Genomic DNA, 3,258 nt, shown 5'->3' with positions numbered 1-3,258 from the left:
TGGTCGCGGTGGCATGACCCCGGCGGCCCGTCATGGCGTGCTCTGCCCGGTCAGCGCGGTGGGGAACGGGTGCGCCGCCGCGTCACCCGCCCGGCCGGCGGCCTGGTCGGGCTCGTCCAGCAGGGACGGATCCAGGAGGAAGGACAGGAGTGCCTTCTGCGCGTGCAGCCGGTTCTCGGCCTGGTCGAAGACGACCGAGCGGGGGCCGTCGATCACGGAACCGGCGATTTCCAGATCGCGGTGCGCCGGCAGGCAGTGCATGACGATCACGTCGTCATCGGCCGCCTCGACCGCCTTCTCGTCCAGCTGGTACGGCTGGAAGACCAGCGACCGGCTCTCGCCCTGGTCGTCCTGGCCCATCGACGCCCAGACATCGGTGTAGAGCACGTCCGCGCCGGCGGCGGCCACCAGCGGGTCGTGGGTCACCACGATCTCCCCGCCGGTGCTGGCGGCGATCTCGCTGGCCTGCCGGACCACCTGCTCGAACGGCTCGTACCCGGGTGGGGAGGCGACCCGCACCCGCATCCCGGCCAGTGCGCCGGCGAGGACCAGCGAGTGCGCGACGTTGTTCCCGTCCCCGAGATAGGCCAGGGTCAGGCCGGCCAGGGCGCCTTTCCGCTCCCGGATCGTCTGCAGGTCGGCGAGCGCCTGGCACGGGTGGGCATGGTCGGACAGCGCGTTGACCACCGGCACCGACGCGGCCGCGGCCAGCCGCTCCAGCCGCTCCTGCGCGAACGTCCGTATGACGATCATGTCGACGTACCGGCTGAAGACGGTGGCCGTGTCCTCGATGGACTCGCCCCGGCCGAGCTGGGTGCTCGCCGCGTCCACCACCACCGGGTGCCCCCCGAGCTCGGCCACGGCGACGTCGAAGGACAGCCTGGTCCGGGTGGAGGGCTTCTCGAACAGCAGGACCACCGACCGGCCGGCGAGCGGCCCGGGCCCGCCGCTGCCCGAACGGTCGCCTGTGCGGCGGGCCGCCTTCAGCCGGTCCGCCGCGTCCAGGATGGCGGTCTGTTCGGCCGGTGTCAGGTCGGTGTCGAGGAGGAAGTGCCGGATCGTCATGAGACGGCGTCCAGGGCGGACATGGCGGGGAGCGCCGGCGGGCGCGGGGCCGTATCCCCGGCATGCCGCTTCGCGACACGCCGGGTTCCCGCGCGCGGGACGCTGTCGGGGTGCACCGTCATGCGCTGACCTTAGAACGTCCGCTGGTGGACCGTGACGGCCCGGCGGCCGCACCGCCACCGGTGCCGTCCGCGCCGGCGGAGGTCACGGCCTGGTCGGCGATGGCCGGCAGCGCGGCGACGAACTCGTCGGCATCCGCGGCCGAGAGCACCAGCGGCGGGGCCAGCCGGACCGCGTCCGCGCTCACCGCGTTGACCAGGAAGCCCGCCTGCCGGGCCGCGGTCTCGAAGGCGGCGGCGAACGGCGCGTCGAGCTCGATCGCCAGCCACAGCCCACGGCCGCGGACCCCGGTCACGCCCGCGGCGCCGGCGCCGCGGATCCCGTCGGCGAGCCGGCCCCCCACCCGCACCGCGTTGTCGATCAGACCGTCCCGCTCGATGGTGTCCAGCACGGCGAGCGCGGCGGCGCAGACGACCGGCCCCCCGCCGAAGGTGCTGCCGTGCTCACCGGGACGCAGCAGCTTCCCCGCCGGGCCGAAGCCGACGCAGGCCCCGATCGGCAGGCCGCCCCCGAGCCCCTTGGCGAGGGTGACGACGTCCGGGACGACGCCCTCGACCTGGTGCAGGAACCAGGCGCCGGCCCGGCCGATACCGCTTTGCACCTCGTCCAGGACGAGCAGCGCGCCGGCGCGGTCGCAGATCTCGCGGGCCGCCTTCAGGTAGCCCGCCGGCGGCGCGACCACGCCGCCCTCACCCAGCGTCGGTTCCAGGAACACCGCGGCGGTGCGCTCGCCGACCGCGTCCGCCAGCGCCGCGGCGTCGCCGTAGGGGACGAAACGCGCGCCGGGCAGCAGCGGCTCGAACGGCGCCCGTTTGGACGGCTGGCCGGTAATCGACAGGGCGCCCAGGGTCCGCCCGTGGAACGAGCCCTCGGCCGCGACGATCTCTTCGCGGCCCGTCCGCCGGGAGATCTTGATGGCGGCCTCGTTGGCCTCCGCCCCGGAGTTGCAGAAGAACACCCGGCCGTCGGCGCCGCCGAGCAGCCCCAGCAGGCGCTCGGCCAGGACGATCTGCCGCTCGTTCACGTACAGGTTGGACACGTGGCCCAGGCGGCCGATCTGGTCGCGGACGGCCTCCTGCACGGCCGGGTGGCAGTGCCCGAGGACGCTCACGGCCACCCCGGCGATCAGGTCCAGGTACGCGCGCCCGTCGGCGTCCCACACCCTGGTCCCCGCCCCGCGCTCGAGCGCGATCGGCGGCCGGCCGTAGGCCGTCATGATCACAGCGTCCCGGCGGTTGAGCAGATCGTCGTTCACAGGGCTCCTCCCGTGGCGGGGTCTGTTCCTACGGCAGAGGTTTCTGTTCCTACGGCAGGGGTTGCTGTCCCCGCGGCAGGGGTTGGCGTGCTCGGATCCGCGGCGCGGCGGGCGGGCGGCGCGGGAGCGGCCACCGCCGGGGCGGCGTCCGGTGTGATCAGGGTGCCGATGCCGTCGTCGGTGAAGACCTCCAGCAGGACGGCGTGCGCCACCCGGCCGTCGAGGACGTGCGCCTGCGGGACACCGCCGTGCACCGCCCGCAGGCACGCCTCCATCTTCGGGATCATGCCACTGGCCAGTGTGGGCAGCAGGTCCGCCAGCTCACCGGCGGTCAGCTCGCTGATCACCTCGTCACTGTGTGGCCAGTCCGCGTACAGCCCCTCAACGTCGGTGAGGATGACCAGCTTCGCCGCGCCGAGCGCGGCGGCGAGCGCCGCGGCGGCGGTGTCGGCGTTGACGTTGTACACCCCGCCGTCGATCCCGCGGGCCACCGTGGCGACCACCGGGACCTTGCCGGAGCCGAGCAGGGCGGTCACCGTCTCGGGGGCGACCTCGACAACGTCGCCGACCAGGCCGATGTCGATCTCCTCGCCGTCCACGACCGCCAGGCGCCGCCGGGCGGTGAACAGGTTGGCGTCCTCGCCGGAGAGGCCGACGGCGAACGGGCCGTGGTGGTTGACCAGCCCGACGACGTCCCGGTTGACCTGGCCGACCAGGACCATCCGGACGATCTCCATCGTCTCCGGGGTGGTCACCCGCAGCCCGCCGGCGAACACCGACTCGACTCCCAGCCGGTCGAGATGCGCGGTGATCTGCGG

The 3,258-nt window shown here is 74.1% G+C and carries 3 protein-coding genes; all 3 read right to left on the bottom strand.

What is annotated here, in order from left to right; translation table 11 throughout:
- Positions 1 to 30: 30 nt before the first annotated feature.
- On the bottom strand, positions 31 to 1,065 hold the full coding sequence (argF, locus tag AC5LSR_RS14010) for an ornithine carbamoyltransferase (RefSeq protein ID WP_250283339.1): 1,035 nt from the start codon (positions 1,063 to 1,065) through the stop codon (positions 31 to 33).
- Positions 1,066 to 1,183: 118 nt separating this feature from the next.
- Positions 1,184 to 2,440, bottom strand: coding sequence for an acetylornithine transaminase (locus AC5LSR_RS14005; RefSeq protein WP_250283340.1), 1,257 nt, complete (start codon positions 2,438 to 2,440; stop codon positions 1,184 to 1,186).
- The coding region (gene argB / locus AC5LSR_RS14000; protein ID WP_493468549.1) for an acetylglutamate kinase at positions 2,437 to 3,258 on the bottom strand (822 nt) is incomplete at its 5' end. The genes argB and AC5LSR_RS14005, both read right to left, overlap by 4 nt.

Source organism: Protofrankia sp. CiP1_Cm_nod4 (assembly GCF_982290645.1).
Note: the sequence above shows the minus strand (reverse complement) of the source record. Positions and strands in the feature narration are given on the sequence as shown.

Bases quoted from the DNA above. Each gene is read 5' to 3' on its own strand.
- argF (WP_250283339.1), bottom strand. From the start codon at position 1,065: ATGACGATCCGGCACTTCCTCCTCGACACCGACCTGACACCGGCCGAA.